This is a genomic window from Pseudomonas sp. 05L36 (assembly GCF_056398125.1).
On record NZ_JBFTOU010000012.1, the window covers coordinates 120,813 to 144,127 of the forward strand.

Consider the following 23,315-nt stretch of genomic DNA (forward strand, 5'->3'; position numbering starts at 1 on the left):
CAGGGCCTCTTCGCGGGCAAGCCCACAGGTTTTGTGAACACCACAGAAACGGTGGGAGCGTGGCTTGCCCGCGAAGGCCGCGCCTCGGTGTCTGGGGCTAACCACCATGACAGCAGCTCGACTGCTCCTGTTCCTTATATTTGTCGTGATGCCGCACCCACTCCATGATTTCCTCTTCGTTGCGACCCTTGGGTGTCAGGTCGAGGTAGTTGTAGGCGCCGACCAGCATGTCCAGACCACGGGCATAGGTGGAGTAGGTATGGAAAATTTCTCCAGCGTCATTGCGATAAAACACGCTGAGACCTGGAAGTTCTTCCTCGGCGCCGTCGGTTTTTTCGTAGTTGTACGTAGCCTTTCCGGCGACGACCTCTTCGGCCCGGGAACAGACGCCAAAGTCGTAGTTGAAATCGCATCCTGCCGACGACACCCAGTCGAACTTCCAGCCCATGCGCCGTTTGAAGGCCTGGAACTCAGCGAGCGGTGCGTGGGAAACCGCCACCACGGCCACGTCATGGTAGGCCAGGTGCTGGTTGGCGCCGTCGATGTGATCGCTCAGGTACGAGCAACCGGGGCAGCCCTCATCCCAGCCCTCGGCGAACATGAAGTGGTAGATGACCAACTGGCTGCGCCCCCCGAACAGGTCCGCCAGTTTCAGTTCGCCGTCGGGGCCCTGGAAGTGGTAGTCCTTGTCGATTTTCACCCAGGGCAGGGCGCGGCGTTCGGCGCTGAGTCTGTCCCTTTCCTTGGTGAAGGCTTTCTCGCGGGCCAGGTGCTGTTTGCGGGCGGCGAGCCATTCTTCCCGCGATACGACGGGATGGTTCTGAATGTTCATGTTGTTTTCTCCTGCGTGGGGCGGGGAGGTGACTTACACAGCCTAGTCGTTTGGCTTGCGTGGAATTCGACATACCGCCGGTCGGTCGTCTGCAAACGCCCCGCTGAACGGCGGCCGGGCGTACCGGTCACAACCTGTAAGGCCCGTGCAATTGCACGGGCATCAATCGAACGGGCACCGGAGGTTGAATCAGGATGACGACTTACAACTGGGACTTGATTGAGCGCTTGCTGCATGAAGTGCAAAACAGTGCGGGCCACAGTTTCACACCGCGGCCTTACGCCGAACAGCATGCCGCGCAAAAGGCCGCGGAAGGCGAGCCGATTGAAAATCTTGATCACTTGAAAACGGTGGCTGGAGAGTACGAAAAGTTACTGCTGGCGCGTGGCTATATCGAGCCGCGACCGGAAGACGAAGGCGGCACGGGCACCAATTACATTTTGACGGCGCGGGGTTCGCGTTTGTTGAGCCTGATCGACAGCAGTATTCCCGGCAATGATCACCCGCGGCAGGTGCTGGACGAGCAGGAGGATGCGCTGGATGAGGTGACGTTCGATGAGGTGGCGTCGAAGGCGCAGATTGCCTGACGTGGTGTGATCCCCTGTGGGAGCGAGCCTGCTCGCGAAGAGGCCATTGAGTTCAACATGAGTGTTGATAGTTAAACCGTCTTCGCGAGCGGGCTCGCTCCCACATGGGTCTTGCGTTGCAGTCAGCCTTGTTTCGCCGCTTTCAGGCACTTCAAGTCGCTGAAGTCCTTGCGCACACCATCGATTTTCTTCAGCAAGCGTGCGCGCTGGTTCGGCGTGCTTTCAGCCATCAGATCCACGAACAGTGAACGCGCCTGGGCCTCGGTGTTGGCAAAGGCCTGACGATAGGCGGGCGTCCACAAGCTCTCGCGATGGACCAGAAGTGTCTCGATGCGTTGTGGGAATTGGGGATTCTTGCGTTGCGCAACGGCCGCGCTGAACTGCTTCTGCCAATGGACCCGGTTGGCAAGCCACTGGGTGTTCTGCTCGCCCAGGGCGCTGGACCATGTGGCTACCCGCTGTTGCTGGGTAGTGTTCAGGGGGCCGAGCCAGTCGTTCAGGCGCGTCTCCATGCGCGCACCGCGCTCCTTGATCTGCTGATCAAGGGGAGGCTTGAGGTATTCCTCCTCGCGTTTGCGCTGGTCCTTGGCAAAGGCATCGTTCATTTCGGCGACTTGCTTGTCATCCAGCCCTTGCAGCAATTCGATGGCTGATGGGGTGATTTCCCGCGCGGTCTCCGCGATCGCCTGTTCGGCTTCCTGAGCGCGGGCCTGCAAGGCGGCATCGGTGACCTGGTTGTTGGCGATCATGGCTTGCAGCCGGTCCAGCCAGTCGAGGTAGCCGGGCAGTTGGGTGGTGCAGTGCCAACTCAGGTGCTCTTTCAGGCGTACGTCCAGCCAGCTTTTTTGCTCGCCGTTCATGTCCAGGTAGTCGCTGAGCGTCCACGGGATGATCACATCGAGATTGCGGTAGGCCAGGCCCACGCGGCTGCACGCGCCGAGGGCGAGGGTAACGGTCAACACAACGGCGATATGTTTGAACCAGCGGGACATGGGCGAATCCTTGCGAAAGCCAGTCTTCGGGGGCTGATTCTCATGTGAACCCAAGAGGGGGGCGGCAGTTCAGCCGATCAATAGAACGCGTGTTCGGCCTTGAGTGTAACCAGTCCGTCGCACTGGCTGTTGTGCCCGGCATAGGCCGAGCAACCGCTGCCGCTCAGGCTGGAGTCACTGTAGATCAGGTCGAGGTCGATGCCCATGAACGGGCGGGACAATTTCAGCGACCAATCGGTAAAACTGCCTACATACCCGCCATCCACCGCCACTGGCGTATTGAATTGGTGGGAGGTGTATTTCAGGCTGACGCCGACACCAAACGGTTGATTGCCGCTCAAGTCAGCGAACAGGGTGTTGTTCTGTTTGTCCGGGTCATTGCTGAAGGCGACGCCGAAACGGCTGCCGAGCAAGGTCAGGCCGCCGAACAGTTCCTGGCTGTCAGGTGTCGTGACTTCCGGGTAACTGTAGCGGATCAGGCCCACTTCGTAGCCGAGGGTTTGGTCGAAGGGTTGTTTGAAACCCATGTAGGAGTCGAGTTCGAGGTTTTTCCCCGGGCTGATGCCCATGCTGGGCGACCATTGGCCCACGTAGAAACCACTGTCGTGGCTCAGGTCCAGGCCGCCGTGGAACGAGCCGACGGCCGAAGGCTTGACCAGGCCCTGGGCCATGCTGCGGGTGGGGGTGGTGCCGAGCTTGAGGTCGAAGCCCCCCAGCTCACGCTGAAAGATTTGTGCGTGTGCTACGGAGCAGGCCAGCAGGCTGGCGAGCAATGCCGATAGATAGAAGGGTTTGAACATGCGTCACTCCATGAACAGCGAGGACAGGCTGGCGGGCCCGCTGAAACGCTTGATCCAGACGTGTGCAAGGATACCGGCGAATGATCGGCAATGAAGGCCGTTCGTCGATTTTTAGAGGATTTGAAGAAGTGCCAGAGGAGTGATGAGGGTTCCAGTCCAAGCGCTTCGAAGCTCAAAGCGCTTTGGGACCAGGTGACGCGAGGGTATTACTTTTTGCCCAGGGTGATCTGCTTGGACGGGCCGAACGTCTGGCCGCTGACGCCTTTGGCAATTTGCTGGATTTCACCGCCGGACTTGAGGAACGCAGCGATCTGGCTGTTGATCGATTCGCTGGTTTCGACGGCTGGAGCTGGCTTTGCTTTGCTGGTGGATGCTTTTACACGCATGGCGGCCATTAACCTGTAGAAAATTAACTTGGCCAGGCATCGTACAGGAATAACCTGATAATTGCTTGGCAAATATCCCCTCGGCATATTCGTGAGGTCGGGGTAAACAGGCATCGGCCAGTATTCGAAATAGGTGTCTAAGCCGCTGTTTTAACTAAGAACATTGCCTGGGGAAATACCGCGTTACGCTGGCCTGAGCATGGCGTAAATACCCGGATCGGTCTGACGAGCGGCCAGGTGCTCGATGCAAACCCCGGAAAATCAAGGCCTTCAGAGGAATTTCTCGTACCACCGGGCCGGCTACCGAACGCGGCGCCTAAAACCGGGTAGAATGCCGCCCACGCAATGAGGGTATTGGACATGGCTTTAGTCGGGCGTTACAACAGTTTGCAAGTGGTTAAACACACTAACTTCGGTTTATATCTGGACGGTGGCGCGGATGGCGAAATCCTTCTGCCTAATCGTTATATTCCCAAAGATATTCCTACCGAAGATGAAGACTGGCTCAACGTTTTTATTTATCTGGACAGCGATGACAAACTCATCGCAACTACTGAAAAACCGAAAGTTCAAGTCGGTGAATTTGCCAGTTTGAAAGTTGTTGAAGTCAACAGCATCGGCGTATTCCTGGACTGGGGGTTGCCGAAAGACCTGTTGCTGCCGTTCTCCGAAGAGAAGCGCCAGATGACGGCGGGCGAGTATGTGGTGGTGCACGTCTATCTCGACAAACACACCCGTCGCATCACCGCGACCGCGCGTCTGGACCGCTACCTGGACAAGACCCCGGCCAACTACATCGCGGGCCAGGAAGTGGACTTGCTGGTGGCCGAAGCCACGGACATGGGCTTCAAGGCCATCATCAACAACAAGCATTGGGGCCTGATCCACAAGAACGAAATCTTCAAGTTCATGCGCGCCGGTAAAGAAGAAAAGGGTTTCATCAAGGAAGTTCGCGCCGACGGCAAGATCAGCCTGAGCCTGCAACCGGTCGGCCAGGAAGCGGCCACCAGCCTGAACTCGAAGATCCTCGCCAAGTTGCGCGAAAACAACGGCAGCCTGGCGGTCAGCGACAAGAGTGATCCGGCGTTGATCAGCAGCCTGTTTGGTGTCAGCAAGGGCAACTTCAAGAAGGCCATCGGTGTGTTGTACAAGAATGGCCAGATTGTCATTCATGCCGATCGCATCGAACTCAGTTGACCCCACTCTGACGTGTAGGAGCTGCCGAAGGCTCGGTCCGCGCTCGGGCGATCTTTTGATCTTTAAAAATCAAAATCGCAGCCTTCGGCAGCTCCTACAGGGGCATTTTCTGGCCTTCTGGTTAATAATCGACAACATGATTTTTCGCCCCGGTGTGTTCTTTTCAACGAGAAGGCCGGGGCTTTGCTTTTACTGCCGAGTCTTTGCCATGGATTGTGTCTTCGAGGTGTTTCGGTGAGCGCCACCCGGCGCAGCGCCGACGGGTTTGCCCTGCAAGTGATGGTCGGGTTGTGCCTGGTCTGGGGCGTGCAGCAGGTGATGATCAAGTGGGCGGCGGCCGATATTGCGCCGGTGATGCAGGCGGCCGGACGTTCCGGTATGTCGGCGTTGCTGGTCGGGCTGCTGATCTGCTGGAAGGGCGGCTGGAACCAGGTGGGTGCAACCTGGCGCGGCGGTCTGTTGGCCGGTGCCTTGTTCGGCCTGGAGTTCTTCTTCATTTCCGAAGGCCTGCAACTGACCACGGCGGCGCACATGTCGGTGTTCCTCTACACGGCCCCGATCTTCACCGCATTGGGGGTGCACTGGTTGCTGCCCAGTGAGTGTTTGCGGCCGTTGCAATGGCTGGGGATTGTCCTGGCGTTTATCGGGATTGCGATTGCGTTTGCCGGTGGGGTGTCCTGGGACAACCTTGATTACCGCATGTTGATGGGCGATGCCCTGGGCGTGCTGGCGGGTGCCGCCTGGGGCGCGACCACGGTGGTGGTGCGCGCTTCGCGCCTGTCGGAAGCGCCGGTGACCCTGACGCTGTTCTATCAGTTGATTGTCGGCTTCTTCGGCCTGTTGTTGATTGCGCTGCTCAGCGGCCAGGTCACCCATGTCAGCCTGACCACCGTGGCGGTCGCCAGTGTGCTGTTTCAGGGCGTGATCGTGTCGTTCTTCAGTTACCTGATCTGGTTCTGGCTGCTGCGCCGGTACCTGGCGGCGAACCTCGCGGTGTTTTCGTTCATGACGCCGTTGTTCGGCGTCACGTTCGGTGTGGTGCTGCTGGGCGAGGCGCTGAGCCTGAACTTCGTCATCGGTGCCGTGCTGGTGTTGGCGGGCATCACCTTTGTCAGTGCTGAACAGTGGCTGCGCCGTCGTTTGCGCAAAGCCCTCGGTCAGCACTGACCGGCGCGAGCAACAGACCGCCGGCGAGCAACAGACCGCAGCCGGCGACCACCAGTGCCGGCTGCAAACCGCCACTGAAATGACTGCTCAGCGCCGCCAGCAATGGCCCGCTCAGTTGGCCCACGGCGAAGCAGGCCGTCAGCAGGCCGGCATTGCGCTGGGTAGCGTGGGGCGCCAGTTCCCGGGAACGCTGCATCACCAGTTGCATGCAAGCCAGGAATGGCGTGCCGCACAGGATCACACCCAACGCCAGACCTGGCCCGTTGCCCAGCAGGCAGGCGAACACGCCGGCGGCTTGCAGCCATAACGTCGCCATCAACCAGTGACGCGTTGCTCCCGGCCTTTGGCGACGCAGACTCACCAGCACCACACCCGTGGCAGCCGCCAGGCCAAAGCACGGCCAGAACAGGTCGGCCTGCCATTGGCCATGGAATTGCGCGTTGGCCATCTGCGACAGAAAGGTCGCCGGGATGATGTAGCCCAATCCGTACAAGCCATAGATCCAGCCCAGACGACCGATGCCTTGGGTGTGCGATGCGTTGGCGCTGGGCGCAGCAGTCGCGGTTGTGTCCGGTTGTGGCAGGAATGGCAGGATCCCCAGCAGCATCGCCAGCCCTGTGGCGGCGTACACCAGCCACAAGGTGGCGGAAGTCTGGCCCAGCAGGTTCGAGCCCAGGGCCAACAAACCTGTCAGAAAAATCCCCAAACCCGGTCCGGCGAAGACCAGGGCGCCTAATCGTGGGCGACCGGCCGCTGCCGCGAGCGGCTGGCTCAGGGCGGTGATCATCACCAGCACCCAGGCGCTGGCCACACCGGTGCCGAAGCGCAGCAGCAGGTGCGACCAGAAACCATTGGCCCAGAACGACGCCAGGGTCAGCAGTACGCAGAGCCACAACCCGCCCAGCAAGCGCCGGCGCACTTGCTCAGGACGCCGGGAGAACATGGCGTCCACCGCGCCGATGAAATAACCGAGGTAATTGGCGGCGGCAATCAGTCCGGCGGCGGTCAGGTCGATCTGACCTTCGCTGAGCAGGTGCGGCAGTTGCGGTGTCAGGGCAAAACGGCCGATGCCCATGGCCATCATCAGGGCAACGAAACTGGCGGATAAGCGAATCAAGGGAGACATGGTCTGGATTCCGTTCAGAGGATCGATGACCGTCAGGCTAGGATTGATTGACTTTCTTTAAAAATGAATAATAGTGAGTAACTTGTTCTTTTTTGGAGAATGCCGTGGAATTCAGCCAATTGCGCATCTTCCAGGCGGTGGCGCAAGAAGGGTCCATCACCCGGGCCGCCGAACGGCTGCATCGAGTGCCGTCGAACCTGTCGACCCGGCTCAAACAGCTGGAGGAGCAACTGGGTGTCGAACTGTTCCTGCGCGAGCGTCAGCGCTTGCAGTTGTCGCCTGCGGGAAAAGTCCTGCTGGACTACACGGCCAAACTGTTTGCCTTGCGCGACGAAGCCAGCGCGGCAGTGCAGGGCGGGCAACCGGCGGGCGACTTCGTGCTCGGCACCATGTACAGCACGGCGGCGATTCATCTTCCGCGGCTATTGGCGCGCTATCACCGCCTGTATCCGGCCGTGAACCTGCAAGTGCAATCCGGGCCCAGCGGTGAATTGCTCGAAGGCCTGCTCACCGGCCGACTCGATGCGGCACTGGTGGATGGCCCCATGGAACTGGCCGGGCTCGACGGGGTGCCCTTGTGCGAAGAGCGCCTGGTGCTGATCAGCGAGGCCGATCATCCGCCCGTGCGCAGCGCGCTGGATGTGCAAGGTCGTTCGGTGTTCACCTTTCGCCAGGGCTGCTCCTACCGCATGCGCCTGGAGGCCTGGTTCGCCCATGACCATGCGGCCATGGGCCGGGCGATGGAGATCGAGTCCTATCCGGGGATGCTGGCGTGTGTGATTGCCGGTTCCGGTGTGGCGCTGATGTCGGAGTCGATGCTCGCCAGCCTGCCGGGCCGTGAGAGTGTGGCAGTGCATCCGTTGGCCGAGCCGTTCGCCAGCGCTACCACTTGGCTGATGTGGCGCAAGGGCATGGTCGGGGCCAACCTGAATGCCTGGATCGAGCAACAAAAGGTGGTTTTTCCTACGGGACAGGTGCAGGCGCGGGAAATTGCCTGAACACAGGCTGATTGTGATGGATTCAGTAACAGATCATTGCGACTTTGCGCGAGCATTGCACGGGACTTCGGACTATTATCTGTGCGAAGGGGCTAGAGAATTTTGGCCGCTCGGCACTACCCTGAAGGGGGCACCATGAAAGAGAAAATTCAAAACTGGCTGCATGACCTGGGCGTGGCTCTCGGTTTGATCGAACCGCCAATGCAACCCGTGCCTGTTCGTACTGACGACGAACAGCGTCGGCGCCAGCAGCGACGCCGGTAATGGCAGATAACATCTGACAGGTGAAAGGTTTTTCGTGGCGAGGGAGCAATCTCCCTTGCCGCTTCGTGTACGTTTGATCAGCAGCCTTAGTACCGCCCGATCTCCAGCAAGAACCGGCTCAAATCATTCGCCGTCCTGGCGGATTTCAGCATCCGGTCTTCTTCCACGGTAAACGCCGTTACACCCAGCTCATCTTCCAGATGGAAGATCAGTTCTTCGATATCTTCTTTATCCAGTCCCAACTGCGCCAGGCTGGCGTTGTCGTCGAAGTCATCCCGGCCTTCCAGCAGGCGGCTGATGTAGCGGTGCACGACAGTACGAACGGCAGTTTTTTTCATGAGCGTTCTTCGAGGAGGAGGCGGTTTTGTTCTCCGTGCCGGAGCAGTTCCTGCCGTTGAGTACAGCAGGCTTTAGCCGTGTGAGCGCTGCCATTCGTCAATCATGTTGCGCAAATGCTCCCCGGAAAAACTGCCGAAATGCCCGCCATGCACCGTGCGGATCGACAGCTCACGCAAGCGTTGCAGGCTGCGCGCGTAGTCATCGAGGTTGGAGTGGTAGGCGTCTTCGATCAGCGGGCCGTCGTAGATGATGTCGCCGCTGAACAAGGTCTCGGTGGCGGCTTCGTACAGGCAGATGCCGCCCGGTGAGTGTCCCGGTGTGTGCACGACCTGTAGCACCCGATTGCCCAGGTCCAGCACATCTCCATCTTCGATAAACCCTGTGGCCGGTGCCGCTTTGACCCGGTATTCGGCGTAGCACAGCGGGCAATCGGGGTGGGCTTCGAACATGTCGTCGCCGACAAAGGCTTTGCTCAGGTCGTTGTCGCCATCCGGTGCGGCCAGAATGTCCGCCTCGGCCGGATGTACCAGGCGCTCGGTGAATTCGTGATGACCGGCGATGTGATCGAAATGGCAGTGGCTGGCCACCGCCACCAGCGGCCGCTCGGTGATCCACGGCAGTTGCTCGCGCAGGCTGACCAGGCCCGAGCCGCTGTCCAGCAGCAGGTCTTTGTCACGACCCTGGATGTGCCAGAGGTTGCAGCGGTAGAAGGGGCGGATGTACGGCTCGTGAATCAGGCGGATGCCGTCACTGAGCGGTTTCACTTCGAACCACTGGTCGCGAGAAACAATCTTCATAAAATGTTTTCTCCAGACGAAAAAAAACGAGTATGGCAACCGACGCCACACTCGTCGAAGAAAAAGTCATTCCATTCTTTTCAGTTTAGGCAGCGCTGGCCACAGTCTCCGGGCGACGGGACAGCAGGCTGACCACCACGAAACTCACCAGGCCTACACCGAGGCTGTAGTAGATCGGGGTGTTGGCATCCAGACCGTCCTTGAACATGAACAGCAGCGCGGTGGCGAAGCCCATGCCCATGCTGGCGATAGCGCCGGCGGTGGTAGCGCGCTTCCAGAAAATCGCACCCATCAGCGGGATCAGCATGCCGCCGACCAACAGGTTGTAGGCCAGGGTCAGGGCGCTGATCACGTCGTTCACGATCAGAGCGATGCCCAGTACCACGATGCCGGTCAACAGGGTGAACAGGCGGTTGATCGCCAGGCTCGACTGTTTGCCGCCACGCAGTTTCGGCAGCAGGTCTTCGGTCAGGGTGGTAGCAGCGGCCAGCAGGCCGGCGCTGGCGGTGGACATCATGGCGGCCAGTGCGGCAGCGATCACCAGGCCACGGATACCGTCCGGCAGGGACAGTTTGACGATGGCGGCGAAGGCGTTGTTGACGTTGTCCAGGTCCGGGATCAGTACGTGGGCAGCCATGCCGATCAGGGCACAGGCCAGGCCGTAGAGGATGCAGTAGATACCGGCCGCGGTACCGGCAACCTGAGCCACTTTGGCGGTCTTGACGGTGAACACCCGTTGCCAGATGTCCTGACCGATCAGGATGCCGAAGAAGTAGATCATGAAGTAGGTGATGATGGTGTCCCAACCGATGGTGGTGAAGCTGAAGCTCGCCGCCGGCAGTTTCAACACCAACTCATCCCAGCCGCCAACGCGGTACAGGCAGATTGGCAACAGGATGAACATCAGGCCGACAGTCTTGATCACGAACTGGACGATGTCGGTCAGGGTCAGCGACCACATGCCGCCGATCGCCGAGTAGATCACCACGACACCGCCACCGAGCAGTACCGAGATCCAGAACGGCAGGCCGAACAGCACTTGCAGAACGGTGCCGATCGCCAGGATCGAGGTCACGCCGATCATCAGCGCGTAGGCCAGCATGATCACCGCGCTCGCGGAGCGGGCCATCGGGTTGTAGCGTTTTTCCAGCACCTGGGTAACGGTGTAGATCTTCAGTTTCAGCAACGGTTTGGCGAGGAACAGGTTCAGCGCGACGATCCCGCAACCAAGGGCCGCACACAGCCAGAAACCGGAGATGCCATGCACGTAGCCCAGACGCACGGTGCCCACGGTGGACGCGCCGCCCAGAACGGTGGCAGCCATGGTGCCCATGTACAGGCTTGGGCCGAGGTTACGACCGGCGACCAAGAAGTCTTCGTTGGTCTTGGCCTTGCGCATGCCGTAGTAGCCGAGTATCAGCATCGCGGCGGCGTAGATGAGTACGACGAATAAATCCAAAGCCATTGTTGCGTGTCTCCGATTGTCTTTTTTATGTGAGGCTGAAATCAATCCTGTGGGAGCGAGCCTGCTCGCGAATCAGGCGCCACGGTTTTTCAGGCAAACCGCGTCATCGTTCTTCGCGAGCAGGCTCGCTCCCACAGGTAGTGCGTTTAATCAGGCGGCTTGACGCAGCGCCGGTTTAGCGAGCGAATCCGTGCTCTTGCTGCGAAGGTCGTTCGGGCCGAACACTTCGCGTGGTTCCGGGAACAGGCTCAGCAACGCCAGGTACACCACCGAGGCCAGGCCCAGGGTCACTGGCAGGCTGATGTCGATACCGCCGGCCATTTCGCCCAGTGGCCCGACGAACTGACCCGGCAGGTTGACGAAGCACAGGCCGACGGCCGCGCTCGGGATCCAGGCGCCCAGGCCACGCCAGTTCCAGCCGTGGGTGAACCAGTAGCGGCCACCTTTCTCGCCGCGGGTGAACACTTGCAGGTCATCCGGGCAGTAGAAGCCGCGACGCACCAGCAGGCCGATGATCATGATCACCATCCACGGGGTGGTGCAGGTGATGATCAGCACGGCGAAGGTCGACACGCTCTGCACCAGGTTGGCCGCGAAGCGCCCGATGAAGATGAAGGCAATCGACATCACACCGATCAGCAGCGTGGCCTTGACCCGCGACAGCACCCGTGGGAATACGCTGGACATGTCCAGGCCGGTGCCATAGAGCGAAGTGGTGCCGGTGGACATGCCGCCGATCACCGCAATCAGGCACACCGGCAGGAAGAACCAGCTCGGCGATACCGCCAGCAGGCCGCCGACATAGTTGTTGGCCGCGATGTAGTCCGGTGCCTTGATCGCTACGATGGTGGCGGTGGTCAGGCCGAACAGGAACGGGATGAACGTCGCGATCTGCGAAATCACCACCGCCGCCATGATCCGGCGCTTGGAAGTGTCACGCGGAATGTAGCGCGACCAGTCGCCGAGGAACGCACCGAAGGAAATCGGGTTGCTCATTGCCACCAGCGCAGCGCCAATGAACGCAGCCCAGAAACCGGGTTGCCCCATGTTGACGGTGCCGGCGTAGTTCACATCGAAGGGACCGGCGAAGGCGAAGATGCCCAGCAGGAACAGCAGGCTGGCACTCCACACCGCGATCTTGTTGACCCACAGCAGGAAGCGAAAGCCATAGATGCACACGGTCAGTACCAGGATCGCGAACAGACCGTAGGCCAGGCCCAGGGTCAGGTCGGTTTCCGGCAGGCCGATCAGGCGTTTGGCGCCACCGATCAGCGCATCCCCCGAACTCCACACCGAGAGCGAGAAGAAGGCGATGGCGGTCAACAGCGACAGGAACGAGCCGACGATCCGCCCGTGCACGCCGAAGTGCGCACCGGAGGACACGGCGTTGTTCGTGCCGTTGATCGGGCCGAACAGGCCCATTGGCGCGAGGATCAGCGAACCCAGCAATACGCCCAGCACAATCGCCCAGACGCCCGCCTGGAACGACAGGCCGAACAGGACCGGGAAGCTGCCGAGCACGGCGGTGGCAAAGGTGTTGGAACCACCGAAGATCATCCGGAACAAGTCCGTCGGGCCTGCGGTGCGTTCGTTGTCCGGGATCTGTTCGACCCCGTGGGTTTCAATTTGCGTAAGGCTTTGGTCTTTGTTGTTGTTATTCATGATCAGCTCCGATCATAAAGGCGCGCTCATCGTGCGTGAGCGTCACCTGTCTTGGCTAAGGGGGTGGCAGCCCTTCCGGCATCGCGGACAAATGTTCGTGGCAGGCCAGCCATAGGCCTTGTTGTTCTTGGCCAGACGCTTGTTTCTTGAAAACAATCGTCTCGCGCTCCTGGCTAAAGTGCTGCTCCCCTTGCATGCGCAACTCGGTGGCTACGTCATGGATGAAAATCGCCACGTCACCCTGCAGGCTGACGAAAGCGTTGCTTGAGGTGCACGAGAGCACCTCGAAGCCATCCTCGCAGCGCCAGCCGTCCCACATCGCCTGATAGGCGTCGCGTGACAGCAGGGGCTGTTCGAGGGTGTAGAAGACGAAGCTGGCATCGGTGCTGAACGCACCGAAGTAGGCTTCGCGATCGTTACGGGCAAAAGCGGACACCAGATCGGCGGCGGCTTTCAAAACCTGATCACGTTCGTTCATGAACCATCCTCAGCGATGGACTACGCCAGGCAGTACGCAGAGCATTTCGTACAGCAGGTTGGCGGCCAGCAGCGAGGTGTTGCCGGTGGTGTCGTAAGCGGGCGAGACTTCTACCAGATCGCAACCGACCAGGTCGAGGCCTTGGCAGCCACGAACGATCTCGATCGCCTGAATGGTCGTCAAGCCGCCGATTTCCGGGGTGCCGGTACCCGGTGCCCAGGCCGGGTCGATGCCGTCGATGTCGAAGCTCAGGTACACCGGGCCGCCGCCGACTTTCTCGCGGACTTCAGCCATCAAAGGCTCCAGCGATTTGTGCCAGCACTCTTCGGCCTGAACCACGCGGAAGCCCTGGTTGCGGCTCCAGTTGAAGTCATCAGCGGTGTAGCCCTGGGCGCGCAGGCCGATCTGCACGACACGGTCCGGGTCCAGCAGGCCTTCTTCAACGGCGCGACGGAAGGTGGTGCCGTGGGCGATTTTCTCGCCGAACATGTGATCGTTCACATCGGCGTGGGCGTCGATGTGCACCAGGCCGACCTTGCCGTGCTTCTTATGGATGGCACGCAGGATCGGCAGGGTGATGGTGTGGTCGCCGCCCAGGGTCAGGGGGATCACGTTGTGTTCGAGGATGTCGTCGTAGGCTTCTTCGATGATGCGTACGGCGTCCAGCAGGTTGAAGGTGTTGATCGCCACGTCGCCGATGTCGGCAACCGACAGCGAATCGAACGGCGCAGCACCGGTGGCCATGTTGTAAGGACGGATCATCACCGATTCGGCGCGGATATCGCGAGGCCCGAAACGGGTGCCAGGGCGCAGGGAGGTACCGATGTCCAGCGGCACGCCTACGAAGGCAGCGTCCAGGCCGGCAGCAGTTTGCAAGTGGGGGAGTCGCATCATGGTGGCGATGCCGCCGAAGCGCGGCATTTCGTTGCCGCCCAGTGGTTGGTGAAGAATCTTGTCCACGGGTAAGGCCTCATCGTCGTTGTTTTATTTATTGGGTTGCGCCGTTCACGGGAGTACGGGCGAACCTTGTGGCGCCGATTCTGCGAAATGTAGTGGCCGGGAAGAATCGCTACGGGCAAATACTTAGTTCAGATTTTTCTAAACTAATGTGCGCGAGGTCGATAGACTTCACCGCAACACGAAAGCTGCAGATAAACCTGTAGGAGCTGCCGAAGGCTGCGATCTTTTGATTTTCAGCGGTCTCAGGCCGCACAGAGTCAAGATCAAAAGATCGCAGCCTTCGGCAGCTCCTACAGGGACGTAGCTGCCGCGACCCAGAGTTTGGAGTACCCATGGCCAACGCTTTACCCGACCTGAAACTATTGCGCATCTTCGTCAGCGTGGTGCGCCATCAGGGGTTCGCCAACGCCCAGCAGGAGCTCAATCTCTCGACGTCGGCCATCAGCACCTACATGAGCCAGCTCGAAGCAGCCCTCGGCCTGGTGCTGTGCCATCGCGGTCGTGGCGGTTTCAGCCTGACCAGCAAGGGCGAGCTGTTCCATCAGGAAACCCTGCGCCTGTTGGGCGAACTCGAAGGCTTCGAGCAGTACGCCGCCGCCCTCAAGGGCGAGTTGCGCGGTACCTTGAACCTCGGGGTAATCGATTCCACCGTCAGCGACAAGGCCCTGCCGTTCGCCGAAGCCATCGGCGCCTACAGTCAGGAACACCCGGCCGTGCACTTGCACCTGTCGGTGATGAGCCCTTACGAATTGCAACTCGGCGTGCAGGACAATCGTCTCGACCTGGCCATCGGCGCGTTTTCCACGCGCATGAGCGGTCTGGTGTACATGCCGCTGTACCGTGAACAACACTGGTTGTATTGCAGCACGCGGCATCCGCTGTTCAACGAGCGGCGCATTCCCGAGCAAGTGATCACCCAGCAGCGCATGGTCGGTCGTGGCTACTGGAGCCAGGCCGAACTGGCGCGCCACGGTTTCAAGCACAGCGCCGCGACGGTAGAAAGTATGGAGGCCCAGTTGATTCTGGTGCTGTCCGGCGCCTACATCGGCTACCTGCCGGAGCACTACGCCCAGGCCTGGGCCGACAAGGGTGACCTGCGGGTGTTGCTGCCGGCGACCTTCGGTTATCAGGCGCCGTTCTCGATGATCGTGCGCCGGGGCCGTAGCCGCGAGCCGCTGATCCAGACTTTCCGTGATTTGCTTAAAGCCCAACTGAATCAGGCCTGAGAAGATGTCCAGAATCCAGTGCCCGCGCTGCCTGCGCCCGCAAAGCCACTGCCTGTGCCCATTGATCCCGAGCCTCGACAGCCGCACCCGGGTGTTGCTTTTGCAGCATCCGAGCGAAGTGAGCCATGCGCTGAATACGGCGCGGCTGGCGGCGTTGGGCTTGAACAATGCCGAGTTGATCGTCGGCGAGGTGTTCGAGGATTTGCCGACGCTGTTGAACCGGCCGGGGTATCAGGCGCGGTTGTTGTTTCCCGGTGACGATGCGCAGCCAATGCAAGCTTATGCCGCGACAGACGAACCGTTGTTGCTGGTTGTCCCGGACGGCACCTGGCGCAAGGTGCGCAAGTTGCTGCACCTCAATCCGCTGCTGGCGGCGTTGCCGAGGGTGATGCTGGCAGAGGGCGGTGTGTCGCGCTATCGCCTGCGCAAGGCGCCGGGGCCGGGGGCGTTGTCGACGGTGGAGGCGATTGTGCAGGCGCTGGAAACCCTCGAAGCACCGACTTCGTTTGCGCCGTTGCTGAAGCCATTCGAGGCGTTGATCGAGGGGCAGATTGCGGCGATGGGGGAGGAGGTTTATCAGCGTAACCATGGTCCGAAATAGTCGGTGTCTGTCATGGCCCCATCGCGAGCAAGCTCGCTCCCACAGGTTTTGTGGTGTTTGCAGATTTTGTGTACGACGCGGACACTGTGGGAGCGAGCTTGCTCGCGATGGCGGCAGATCAGTCACCGCAGATTCTGGATACGACCTACCGCTCCCGCATCGCCTCGGTCCGCGCCTTCAACACCGGTTTAAGCAGGTAATCGAGCACTGTTTTCTCCCCGGTAATAATGTCCACCGTCGCCACCATCCCCGGGATGATCAGCAGCGGTTTCACATCCCCGCCCAAATGGTTTTTGTCAGTACGCACCTGAATCAGATAGAAGCTGTTGCCCTTGTCGTCGGTGATGGTGTCGGCACCGATCAACTCCAGCTTGGCGCTCAGGCCGCCGTAAATGGTGTAGTCGTAGGCACTGAACTTGACCATCGCTTTCTGGCCTGGATGCAGGAATGCAACGTCCTGTGGCCGCACCTTGGCTTCGATCAGCAGGTTGTCTTCCAGCGGTACGATTTCCACCATGTCGCTGCCGGGCTGGACCACGCCGCCGATGGTGTTGACCTTCAACACCTTGATGATGCCGTGAACCGGCGAGACCACGGTGGTACGGGTCACGCGGTCGTCGATGGCGATGCTCGATGCCGTGATTTTCGACAGGTCGGTGCGTTTCTCGTTCAGCTCTTTGGCGGCTTCGGAACGGAAGGTCTGTTCTGACTCATCGATCTTGCTTTTTATCTCGTTGATCGCCGATTCGGCCCGGGGGATCGCCAGGGTGGTGGCGTTCAGCGAGCCGCGAATCTCCACCGCGCTGCGTTTGAGGCGCAGGATTTCCACCGGTGACACCGCACCCGTGCCTACCAGCGGTGTGGACATGTTCATCTCTTGCTGCAACAACGCCAGGCTTGAACTGAATTGACCCTGTTTCGAGCGAAATTCGGCCAGCTCCTGGGTTTTTTGCCGAAGTTGCTCGGTCAGGGTGCGCTGTTCGCTGGCCAGTCGGCGTTGCCGCTGCTCGTACAGCGAGCGCTCGTCTTCTGCCACTTGCGGAGCCTTGGCGATCACTTCTTCTGACAATTTGAACGGCCGGCCTTCGGCTTCGGCCGAAAGCCGTTCGACCTGCGCGGTCAAGGCATAACGATCGGCTTCGCTTTCGCCCTTGTTCGACAGATAGCGGGTGTCATCCAGGCGCAGCAAAGTGTCGCCCTTGTTCACCATTTGCCCTTCACGGACGAAAATTTCAGTGACGATGCCGCCCTCCAGGTTCTGGATCACCTGGACTTTGCTCGACGGAATCGCCTTGCCTTCGCCCATGGTCACTTCCTGCAACACGGCGAATCTGGCCCAGACCAGTGCGCTGACCACCAGCGCGGCGGCCAGCCACACGGTGATGCGCGACCAGCGCGGTGAGTCCTGCAACGAGGCGCCAGCGGTTTCCGGCATGAACTCGGTTTCGGCACTTTTGTTGAAACTGTCGAAGTAGCCACGGGATCCTTGATCGGCAGGCATGGACGACTCCTAGACGGCCGCAGAGCCGACACGGCCCTTGCGCAGTGCATCGATGACCGCTTCTTTCGGACCGTCGGCGACGATCCGTCCGTTGTCCAGCACCACCAACCGGTCCACCAGGCTCAGCATCGAAGTGCGGTGGGTCACCAGCAGGAGAGTTTTGCCCTGGATCCAGCCGTGAAGTTTTTGCCGCAGGACGTCTTCGCTGCTGTTGTCCATGGCGCAGGTGGGCTCGTCGAGCAGCATGATGGGCGGGTCGAGCAACATGGACCGGGCCATCAATACGGCCTGGCGCTGGCCGCCGGACAGCAGTTGCCCGCGTTCGCCCACGGGCCGGTCGAAGCCTTGCGGGTGTTGCCGGGCCAGTTCGGTGACGCCGGTCATTTCCGCCACTTCGAGCATGCGTGAGTCACTGATGTAGCGCGCGCCGAGGGTCAGGTTGTCGCGCAGGCTGCCGGCCAGCAGCGGCAGGTCGTGCGCGACGTAACCGATTTGATGGCGCAGGTCGGCGACGTCCAGTTGCCGCAGGTCCAGGCCATCGAGCAGCAACTGGCCTTCATCCGGTTCGTAGAAGCCCATCACCAGTCGCGCCAGGGTGCTTTTGCCTGAGCCACTGCGGCCGATAATGCCGATGCGCTCCCCGGGTTTCACGCTGAAGCTGATATTGGCCAGGGCGGGAGCACTCTGGCCGTTGTAGTGGAAGGTCACGCCGACAACATCCAGCGCGCCTTGCAGTTGGGTGCGCTCCAGTGGCCGTTGTCTGGCATCGCGCTCCTGAGGCAGGCCCATCAGCGCATCGGTGCTTTTCATGGTCAGTTGCGCTTGCTGGTAGCGGGTGATCAGGCCGGCGATCTGTCCCAGCGGCGCCAGCACCCGGCTGCCGAGCATGTAGCTGGCCACCAGGGCACCGACGCTGAGGTTGCCGGCGATGATGCTGTAGACCCCGGCGACGATGGTCGCCATGCCGGACAGTTGCTGGATGAACAGCGTGCCGTTGGTGGCCAGGGCCGAGAGGTTGCGCGCATGGCTGTCGAGGCGGGTGAGGGCGCCGTGGGTGCTTTCCCATTTGTGCTGGCGCTCGCTTTCGGCGCTGCAGGCCTTGAGGGTTTCCAGGCCGCTGAGGGTTTCGATCAGCAGTGCCTGGCGTTCGGCGCCGAGGCTGAGGCTTTTCTGTACGGTGTCGCGCAGGCGTACCTGGATCACCATGGCGAAGATGATGGTGATGGGAAACGCCAGTATCGGGATCACCACCAGCCAGCCGCCGAGCAGGCCGATCACCAGCAGCATCAGCAGGCAGAAGGGCAGGTCGATCAGGCTGGTGAGGGTCACGGCGGTGAGAAACTCCCGCAGGCCCTGGAAGTCATGAATGCTTTGGGCGAAACCACCGATGGTCGCCGGCCGCGCTTTCATCGCCATGCCGGTGATGCGCTCGAACAGGGTAGCTGACAGGATCACGTCGGTTTTCTTGCCGGCGGTATCCAGCAAGTGCGCGCGCACGACCCGCAGCACCAGTTCGAAAACGGTGCCGATCAGCAGACCGATCGCCAGCACCCACAAAGTCGAAGTGGCCTGGTTCGGCACCACGCGGTCGTAGGTCTGCATCACGAACAGCGGCACCATCAGGCCCAGCAGGTTGATCAGGAAGCTCGCCAGGATCGCATCGCTGTACAGCCATTTCGACAGCTTCAGCGTATCGCGAAACCAGGCCTGGACCCGAGGCACCAGCGGCGAGCGCAAGTCTTCGAGTTCGTGGCGTGGCCGGGCAAACAACGCCTGGCCACTGTAGTGTTCGGCCAGCTCCTCGGGGCTGAGCCATTGTTCGCCGCCGTCGGCTTCGCTGGGCAGGATCAGTACCTTGCCGTCCTCGCCATAACGACGCAGGACGGCCGTGCGGCCGTTGTTGAGCAACAGCAGCACAGGCAGGTTGAGCGCGGAGATGTCCTTGAGGTCGCGGCGCAGCAAGCGCGCCTGCAAACCGGCCCGGGCCGCTGCGCGGGGCAACAGGTCCAGGCTCAGGCGTTGGTGTGCCATGGGCAGCCCGGCACTCAGGCTGGCGCGGCTGACCGCCGCGCCGTGGAGTTTGCAGAGGATCAGCAGACCGTCCAGAAGCGGGTCATCGAAGCTCAGGCGTGGATCGACACCAGTGTTGCCGGGCTCCATGCTGGTCACATTGATTGCTCCCGTTGCTCTGCGGCAATTGACAGATATCTGCATATCTCACTGTAGGAGCTGCCGCAGGCTGCGATCTTTTGACTTTGCTTTTGAGCAATCAAGATCAAAAGATCGCAGCCTGCGGCAGCTCCTACAGTTATTTCATTTCAGGCAGACGCGCTTCGTTTTTCACTTCGGTCTGGGCGATCGCATCGGCGGGCAGTACGACCCGTTGTTTGCTCAACAACTGGCCCATGTTCGCCAGGACGCGGTACATCGAAAACTCTTCGGTGTAGCGCACTTCGGTGTAGCGACGGTTGGCGTTGTAGAGTTCGTTTTCACTGTCGAGCAGGTCCAGCAGGGTCCGTTGACCGAGGCCGAACTGATCCTGGTAGGCGATGCGTACGCGTTTGCTGGTGTCGGCGTATTCACGGGCGGTCGGGGTTTGTTTCTTGGCATTGACCATGGCGTTCCAGGCCAGGTGAATGTTCTCGTTGAGCTGGCGCAGGGCATTGTTACGAATGTCCATGGCCTGGTTGATCTTGTGCGAGTCGGAGGCCAGGCGCGCCTTGTCGCTGCCACCGCGGAACAGGTTGTAGTTCATTAATACACCGACCCGCCATTCATTGTCGTGACCTACATCACCCTGCACGTTGTTGTTCGCGCCCACGGCGGCCTCGGCGTCGAAGCGTGGGTAGAACGGCGACTTGGCGACCTCGTACTGGCTTTCGGCCGATTGCACGTCGGCCTGGGCGGATTTCAGGTAAGGGTTGTTTTCCACCATGCTCTGCTGGGCTTCGGGCAGGGAAGTGGGGACTTCGCCGCGAATCGACGGCGGGGTTTCGAGCTCATCGGGCATACGCCCCACAACGGCGTAGAAGTTCGACTCGGCGTCAGCCAGATCGACTTCGGCGGTGTCGAGGTTGTTTTCTGCCAGTGCCCGGCGAGCCGAGGACTGGTCGGCATCGGCGTTGCTGCCCACGCCGCGCTGGGTGCGCAGGCCGATCTGGTCGTTGACCCGCAAGTGCGCTTGCAGGTTGTTCTTGGCCAGTGTCACCAGTTCGCGGCGCTTGAGCACTTCGAGGTAAACCTCGGTGGTGCGCAGGGCCAGGTCCTGAGCCGTACCTTGAGCGTAATAGGCTCGCGAGTTGACCACGCCCTGGGTGCGCCCGACTTCATTGGCAGTGTTGAATCCGTCGAAGAGCATTTGCCGCAGACGCAATTCCGACTGGGTGTAGTTGAGGGTTTCGGTGTGGTGATTGCCGAACGCCCGGGTATTGGTGTTATCGCTGTACCCGCGTCCGTAGGCGGCGTTCAGATCAACCGATGGATAAAACCCCCCTTTGGCGACCTTCACATCCTCATCAGCCGACAGACGGCTGTCCACCCGCGATGCCAGCTCCGGGTGGGTCGCGATGGTGCTCTGGATTGCGTCGGTCAGCGTCATGGCCTGGGCCTGGGACGAGCAGGCCATGGCCAAGAGAACCGCGCTGCAGAGGGGGGTTAATAGGCGCATGGTGCATCTCCCTGATTCCTGATGGTGCTTATCAGTTGCCAATTATTTGACGATATTTGTAGGTAAAGTTGTTTCACATCTTTAACAAAAGAGCTAAGAACATTCTGGAGCGTAGCTAAGAAATTTTTTTCATAACGGGTATGCCAAAAAAAACTTATGCGCCCTGCAAAATCCAGCACATTGTTCAATTCGAAAGCCCTTGTTTTATGGGCTCTAGGGCGCTCATCGGGGTTTGAGGAAAGTTCCAATCCACTTATCGACATAGAGCGGAGAAGTGCTGGAAGGGAGGGATGCGAGCGATCTGGTGGCGACGGTTTTTTGTCACTTGACTGATTCGAGATCGTTACGCATCGCTCACAGGCAACGTTGTTGCGCACAGGGATCCGATGCCATTGATTGCAGAGGGCTTTCCCTAAAATCGTAAACAGCGCCGTGAGCGACTGGCTGGGCGAGATCGTTGCCGGGGCCGCGGCTTACTCAAGTAAACCGGCACCCGCAACACGATTCGCCAGACAACCCGCTTGAGCCATGCGCACGTTCTTCGCACAAACAAGCTGCCGACAGCGGTTGGCAGCGGAGGAAGTGCACATGGCTACGCTCATCGGTATCGTCAGTAAGGTCATCGGCCAGGTGTTCGCGGTTGCGATCGACGGCACCCGGCGTGCTTTGGTCGAGGGGGACAGGCTGTTTGCCGGCGACCAACTGAGCACCGGCGCAGAAGGCGCGGTGGCGGTGCATCTGCAAAATGGCCAGGAACTGACCCTCGGGCGCGGCAGCAGCATGCAGATGACGCCGCAGTTGCTCGCCAATCAGATTCCCCATGTGGACTCGTCTGAGGCGGTGACGCCGAGCGAAGCGCAGCTGACGGATGTCGCACAGCTGCAAAAAGCCATTACGGCTGGCGATGACCCGACCCAAACCGCTGAAGCCACTGCTGCCGGGCCTGCCACGACTACCGGTGTACCGGGCGGAGTCCAGGGCAGTGGTCATGGTTTCGTCCTGCTCGAAGAAGTGGGCGGGCGAGTCGATCCGATCATCGGCTTCCCCACTGCCGGTTTCAATGACATTCCTGAACTTCCCGAAGAACGCCTGAACGCCAATCCAGACAATAACGTTGTAGCGGACGATGCTCCTGTGGTGCCGCCGGTGGTTGCGCAAGTGCCGAACAATCCGCTCACCTTCGACGGCCTGTCGGAGCAGAACGGCGAGCGGACCGTCAATGAAGCCAACCTGGCCGACGGTTCGGCGAGGAACGCAGACTCGCTGACGCGAAGCGGCACCTTTACCATCAATGCGCCAGACGGGCTGACCAGCCTTAGCATCGGCGCGATCAACTTGATCAGCGGCGGCGTCGCGGCAGGTTTCCCACAGTCGATCACCTCCCCGCTGGGCAGCACGCTGACCGTCACCAGTTACAACCCGGCCACGGGCGTGGTCAGTTACAGCTACACCCTCAACCGTGCCGAATCCCACGCAAGCGGCGAGGGTGCCAATAGTCTTGTCGAACACGTCACCGTGGTGGCCAGCGACAGCAATGGCGACAGCATTACCGGTACGCTGGATATCAGCATCATCGACGACGTGCCCAAAGCAGTCGATGACAATAATGGCACCGCCTCGGAAACCCTGCTGACCCTCAACGGCAACGTGCTGACCAACGACGTGCAGGGCGCCGACCGCGTGACGCTCGGAGAAAACACCGGCCCCATCACTCCCGGGACCTTCGCCGGGACTTACGGCACCCTGGTGCTCAACGCCAACGGCACTTACACCTACACGCTGAACACCAGCGATGCCGACTTCATAGCCCTGCACGGCGGTGGCAGTGCGACGGAGACCTTCAGCTACACCCTCACCGATGCGGACGGCGACAGCAGCACCGCCAACCTGGTGCTGCAGATCCACAACAACGATGATTCGGTGACGGTTGGCGGTTTGAACGTTGGGGGCGGCGAACTCACCGTCTTCGAGAAAAACCTCAGCGACGGCAGCGCACCGGATGCCACGGCGTTGACCCAGAACGGCACCTTTACGGTCACCGCCCTCGACGGCGTAACGACCCTGACCGTCGGCGGTATCGCCGTGGTCACCGGCGGTGTGGCCGCCGGCTTTCCACAATCTATCACCACGCCACTGGGCAGCACCCTGACCATCACCGGGTTCAATGCCGCGACCGGGGTGATCAGCTACAGCTACACCCTCAACGATAACGAAGCCCACCCAACCGCCAATGGCGCCAACACTTTGCCTGAGCAGTTCGCCGTGACCGT

General features: G+C 60.5%; 22 protein-coding genes. 8 read left to right on the top strand and 14 right to left on the bottom strand.

The features are described from left to right. Nucleotides 1-97 precede the first annotated feature (97 nt). Nucleotides 98-832: a DUF899 domain-containing protein gene (locus AC1DKH_RS15265; RefSeq protein ID WP_477798577.1), complete on the bottom strand. Its 735-nt coding sequence runs from the start codon at nt 830-832 to the stop codon at nt 98-100. A gap of 194 nt (nt 833-1,026) precedes the next feature. On the opposite strand from AC1DKH_RS15265, the gene AC1DKH_RS15270 reads away from it, so the two are divergent. Continuing rightward, nucleotides 1,027-1,419 (top strand): transcriptional regulator, encoded by a 393-nt coding sequence (locus AC1DKH_RS15270; protein WP_409079345.1) that lies wholly within the window; start codon nt 1,027-1,029, stop codon nt 1,417-1,419. 122 nt (nt 1,420-1,541) lie between these two features. Here the strand turns inward: AC1DKH_RS15270 and AC1DKH_RS15275 are convergent, their stop codons facing one another. The 3 genes from AC1DKH_RS15275 to AC1DKH_RS15285 all read right to left on the bottom strand — a co-directional run bounded on the left by AC1DKH_RS15275 (nt 1,542) and on the right by AC1DKH_RS15285 (nt 3,606). Further along, on the bottom strand, nt 1,542-2,411 hold the full coding sequence (locus AC1DKH_RS15275) for a DUF6279 family lipoprotein (protein WP_477798578.1): 870 nt from the start codon (nt 2,409-2,411) through the stop codon (nt 1,542-1,544). Between the two features lie 77 nt (nt 2,412-2,488). Next, nucleotides 2,489-3,211, bottom strand: coding sequence for a TorF family putative porin (locus tag AC1DKH_RS15280; RefSeq protein WP_477798579.1), 723 nt, complete (start codon nt 3,209-3,211; stop codon nt 2,489-2,491). A gap of 206 nt (nt 3,212-3,417) precedes the next feature. Next, nucleotides 3,418-3,606 carry a hypothetical protein gene (locus AC1DKH_RS15285; RefSeq protein ID WP_015096330.1) on the bottom strand — a complete coding sequence of 63 codons (189 nt, stop codon included), beginning with the start codon at nt 3,604-3,606 and terminating at the stop codon, nt 3,418-3,420. Nucleotides 3,607-3,957: 351 nt separating this feature from the next. Between AC1DKH_RS15285 and AC1DKH_RS15290 the strand changes: the two genes are divergently transcribed. Both AC1DKH_RS15290 and AC1DKH_RS15295 read left to right on the top strand, forming a co-directional pair. Next, nucleotides 3,958-4,794 carry a CvfB family protein gene (locus AC1DKH_RS15290; protein WP_477798580.1) on the top strand — a complete coding sequence of 279 codons (837 nt, stop codon included), beginning with the start codon at nt 3,958-3,960 and terminating at the stop codon, nt 4,792-4,794. Between the two features lie 234 nt (nt 4,795-5,028). Further along, nucleotides 5,029-5,961, top strand: coding sequence for a DMT family transporter (locus AC1DKH_RS15295; RefSeq protein ID WP_477798581.1), 933 nt, complete (start codon nt 5,029-5,031; stop codon nt 5,959-5,961). On the opposite strand, the gene AC1DKH_RS15300 is transcribed toward AC1DKH_RS15295, so the two are convergent. Continuing rightward, a complete protein-coding gene (locus AC1DKH_RS15300; protein WP_477798582.1) occupies nt 5,906-7,087 on the bottom strand; it encodes an MFS transporter in 1,182 nt (393 codons plus the stop codon). The genes AC1DKH_RS15295 and AC1DKH_RS15300 overlap by 56 nt on opposite strands. 104 nt (nt 7,088-7,191) lie before the next feature. Between AC1DKH_RS15300 and ptrR the strand changes: the two genes are divergently transcribed. After that, nucleotides 7,192-8,085, top strand: a complete 894-nt coding sequence (gene ptrR / locus AC1DKH_RS15305) for a putrescine utilization regulator PtrR (protein WP_477798583.1) — start codon at nt 7,192-7,194, stop codon at nt 8,083-8,085. 135 nt (nt 8,086-8,220) lie between these two features. Next, complete coding sequence (locus tag AC1DKH_RS15310; protein WP_263986899.1) at nt 8,221-8,349, top strand: PA1414 family protein; 129 nt, start codon at nt 8,221-8,223, stop codon at nt 8,347-8,349. A gap of 86 nt (nt 8,350-8,435) precedes the next feature. Here the strand turns inward: AC1DKH_RS15310 and AC1DKH_RS15315 are convergent, their stop codons facing one another. The 6 genes from AC1DKH_RS15315 to speB all read right to left on the bottom strand — a co-directional run bounded on the left by AC1DKH_RS15315 (nt 8,436) and on the right by speB (nt 14,050). Next, nucleotides 8,436-8,687 (bottom strand): acyl carrier protein, encoded by a 252-nt coding sequence (locus tag AC1DKH_RS15315; RefSeq protein WP_477755388.1) that lies wholly within the window; start codon nt 8,685-8,687, stop codon nt 8,436-8,438. A gap of 72 nt (nt 8,688-8,759) precedes the next feature. Next, complete coding sequence (locus AC1DKH_RS15320) at nt 8,760-9,485, bottom strand: MBL fold metallo-hydrolase (RefSeq protein ID WP_477798584.1); 726 nt, start codon at nt 9,483-9,485, stop codon at nt 8,760-8,762. A gap of 85 nt (nt 9,486-9,570) precedes the next feature. Then, nucleotides 9,571-10,950: a sodium:solute symporter family protein gene (locus AC1DKH_RS15325; protein WP_477798585.1), complete on the bottom strand. Its 1,380-nt coding sequence runs from the start codon at nt 10,948-10,950 to the stop codon at nt 9,571-9,573. A gap of 150 nt (nt 10,951-11,100) precedes the next feature. Beyond that, the gene (locus AC1DKH_RS15330; RefSeq protein WP_477755385.1) at nt 11,101-12,612 is read right to left on the bottom strand and encodes a purine-cytosine permease family protein; all 1,512 of its coding nucleotides are present in this window, start codon (nt 12,610-12,612) and stop codon (nt 11,101-11,103) included. Between the two features lie 55 nt (nt 12,613-12,667). Beyond that, nucleotides 12,668-13,090 carry a YybH family protein gene (locus AC1DKH_RS15335; protein WP_477755384.1) on the bottom strand — a complete coding sequence of 141 codons (423 nt, stop codon included), beginning with the start codon at nt 13,088-13,090 and terminating at the stop codon, nt 12,668-12,670. Between the two features lie 9 nt (nt 13,091-13,099). Beyond that, the gene (gene speB / locus AC1DKH_RS15340; RefSeq protein WP_477755383.1) at nt 13,100-14,050 is read right to left on the bottom strand and encodes an agmatinase; all 951 of its coding nucleotides are present in this window, start codon (nt 14,048-14,050) and stop codon (nt 13,100-13,102) included. 332 nt (nt 14,051-14,382) lie between these two features. Between speB and AC1DKH_RS15345 the strand changes: the two genes are divergently transcribed. Together AC1DKH_RS15345 and AC1DKH_RS15350 are read left to right on the top strand one after the other, a co-directional pair. Continuing rightward, the gene (locus AC1DKH_RS15345) at nt 14,383-15,276 is read left to right on the top strand and encodes a LysR family transcriptional regulator (protein ID WP_007972518.1); all 894 of its coding nucleotides are present in this window, start codon (nt 14,383-14,385) and stop codon (nt 15,274-15,276) included. Between the two features lie 4 nt (nt 15,277-15,280). Continuing rightward, nucleotides 15,281-15,877 carry a tRNA-uridine aminocarboxypropyltransferase gene (locus AC1DKH_RS15350; protein WP_477798586.1) on the top strand — a complete coding sequence of 199 codons (597 nt, stop codon included), beginning with the start codon at nt 15,281-15,283 and terminating at the stop codon, nt 15,875-15,877. A 145-nt stretch (nt 15,878-16,022) separates the two neighbouring features. Here the strand turns inward: AC1DKH_RS15350 and AC1DKH_RS15355 are convergent, their stop codons facing one another. The 3 genes from AC1DKH_RS15355 to AC1DKH_RS15365 form a co-directional block, all read right to left on the bottom strand. Then, nucleotides 16,023-17,378, bottom strand: a complete 1,356-nt coding sequence (locus tag AC1DKH_RS15355) for an HlyD family type I secretion periplasmic adaptor subunit (protein WP_477798587.1) — start codon at nt 17,376-17,378, stop codon at nt 16,023-16,025. Nucleotides 17,379-17,387: 9 nt separating this feature from the next. Next, the gene (locus AC1DKH_RS15360; protein WP_477798588.1) at nt 17,388-19,547 is read right to left on the bottom strand and encodes a type I secretion system permease/ATPase; all 2,160 of its coding nucleotides are present in this window, start codon (nt 19,545-19,547) and stop codon (nt 17,388-17,390) included. A gap of 139 nt (nt 19,548-19,686) precedes the next feature. Further along, nucleotides 19,687-21,045, bottom strand: a complete 1,359-nt coding sequence (locus AC1DKH_RS15365) for a TolC family outer membrane protein (protein WP_477755379.1) — start codon at nt 21,043-21,045, stop codon at nt 19,687-19,689. Between the two features lie 588 nt (nt 21,046-21,633). Here AC1DKH_RS15365 and AC1DKH_RS15370 point away from each other — a divergent pair. Further along, nucleotides 21,634-23,315, top strand: a 1,682-nt coding sequence (locus AC1DKH_RS15370; protein ID WP_477798589.1) for a retention module-containing protein, incomplete at its 3' end; no start/stop codon positions are given.

Bases quoted from the DNA above. Each gene is read 5' to 3' on its own strand.
- AC1DKH_RS15270 (WP_409079345.1), top strand. From the start codon at position 1,027: ATGACGACTTACAACTGGGACTTGATTGAGCGCTTGCTGCATGAAGTG.
- AC1DKH_RS15280 (WP_477798579.1), bottom strand. From the start codon at position 3,211: ATGTTCAAACCCTTCTATCTATCGGCATTGCTCGCCAGCCTGCTGGCC.
- AC1DKH_RS15325 (WP_477798585.1), bottom strand. From the start codon at position 10,950: ATGGCTTTGGATTTATTCGTCGTACTCATCTACGCCGCCGCGATGCTG.
- AC1DKH_RS15300 (WP_477798582.1), bottom strand. From the start codon at position 7,087: ATGTCTCCCTTGATTCGCTTATCCGCCAGTTTCGTTGCCCTGATGATG.
- AC1DKH_RS15320 (WP_477798584.1), bottom strand. From the start codon at position 9,485: ATGAAGATTGTTTCTCGCGACCAGTGGTTCGAAGTGAAACCGCTCAGT.
- AC1DKH_RS15345 (WP_007972518.1), top strand. From the start codon at position 14,383: ATGGCCAACGCTTTACCCGACCTGAAACTATTGCGCATCTTCGTCAGC.
- AC1DKH_RS15355 (WP_477798587.1), bottom strand. From the start codon at position 17,378: ATGCCTGCCGATCAAGGATCCCGTGGCTACTTCGACAGTTTCAACAAA.
- AC1DKH_RS15335 (WP_477755384.1), bottom strand. From the start codon at position 13,090: ATGAACGAACGTGATCAGGTTTTGAAAGCCGCCGCCGATCTGGTGTCC.
- AC1DKH_RS15310 (WP_263986899.1), top strand. From the start codon at position 8,221: ATGAAAGAGAAAATTCAAAACTGGCTGCATGACCTGGGCGTGGCTCTC.
- AC1DKH_RS15365 (WP_477755379.1), bottom strand. From the start codon at position 21,045: ATGCGCCTATTAACCCCCCTCTGCAGCGCGGTTCTCTTGGCCATGGCC.
- AC1DKH_RS15285 (WP_015096330.1), bottom strand. From the start codon at position 3,606: ATGGCCGCCATGCGTGTAAAAGCATCCACCAGCAAAGCAAAGCCAGCT.
- AC1DKH_RS15275 (WP_477798578.1), bottom strand. From the start codon at position 2,411: ATGTCCCGCTGGTTCAAACATATCGCCGTTGTGTTGACCGTTACCCTC.
- AC1DKH_RS15350 (WP_477798586.1), top strand. From the start codon at position 15,281: ATGTCCAGAATCCAGTGCCCGCGCTGCCTGCGCCCGCAAAGCCACTGC.
- AC1DKH_RS15315 (WP_477755388.1), bottom strand. From the start codon at position 8,687: ATGAAAAAAACTGCCGTTCGTACTGTCGTGCACCGCTACATCAGCCGC.
- AC1DKH_RS15330 (WP_477755385.1), bottom strand. From the start codon at position 12,612: ATGAATAACAACAACAAAGACCAAAGCCTTACGCAAATTGAAACCCAC.
- AC1DKH_RS15290 (WP_477798580.1), top strand. From the start codon at position 3,958: ATGGCTTTAGTCGGGCGTTACAACAGTTTGCAAGTGGTTAAACACACT.
- AC1DKH_RS15265 (WP_477798577.1), bottom strand. From the start codon at position 832: ATGAACATTCAGAACCATCCCGTCGTATCGCGGGAAGAATGGCTCGCC.